Genomic DNA, 888 nt, shown 5'->3' with positions numbered 1-888 from the left:
ACAGCTCGCCGGCCACGCCGACCGGCACCGGCTGCATGTGCGCATCGAGGACGTACAGCTGCGTGTTCCAGATCGGCTTGCCGATGGGCACGAAACTGCCGAGACACGCCGATGCCGCCCCATATTTATAAGACGTCACCTGGATGGTGGTTTCCGTCGGGCCATACAGATTGACGACGGGCACCCCCCAGCACTGGATCACCTTTTGCGCCACTTCCACCGGCAGCGGTTCACCGCCGGCGAAAATCATGCGCAACGCCGGCCGTGCGTGGCCGCTGAGCAAGGCCGGAAGCATCGAAGGGACCCACTGCGTGAGCGTGATGCGGTGCTGCTCGCAATAGGCAAGCATGCCGTCGAAATCATGCTTCAGGCGGTCGGGCAGCACCTGGACCGGAATGCCGCTCAGCCATGGCATCCACCATTCCCATTCCGCGGCATCGAAACTGATGGATGTGCGTGCGAGCATGCGATCGTCTTTCGCGCATGGGTAACAGGCCTGCATCCAGACCATGTGGTTACACACGCTGGCATGCGCGACCACCACGCCCTTGGGCTTGCCGGTGGAGCCGGAGGTATAGATGACATAGGCCGGGTGCATCGGCTGCAAGGGACGTACGCGTTGTGCATCGTCCAGGTCACGCGCATCCTGCTGCGCCAGTTGCGCGATCACGGCTGCCTCATCCAGCGGCAACACGCAGGGTGCGGTCACGGACAGCGTCACGTCACGCTGCGTGATCAGCGCCGCGGCGCGTGCATCCTCGATCATGAAGGCGAGGCGATCGGCGGGATAGTCCGGATCCAACGGCAGGTAGGCCGCCCCGGCCTTGAGTACGGCCAGCAAGGCGACCGCCATCTGTACCGAGCGCGGCAACGCGATCGCCACCACGT

At 64.2% G+C, this 888-nt stretch carries 1 protein-coding gene; it reads right to left on the bottom strand.

Annotated elements, in window-relative coordinates; translation table 11 throughout:
• On the bottom strand, positions 1–888 hold an 888-nt coding region (locus QQJ96_RS23495; RefSeq protein WP_284334472.1), incomplete at both ends, for an AMP-binding protein.

The sequence above is a fragment of the Dyella flagellata genome (assembly GCF_030160275.1).
In the GTDB taxonomy this organism is placed as follows: domain Bacteria; phylum Pseudomonadota; class Gammaproteobacteria; order Xanthomonadales; family Rhodanobacteraceae; genus Dyella_B; species Dyella_B flagellata.
This window is presented reverse-complemented; position numbering and strand designations above follow the sequence as displayed.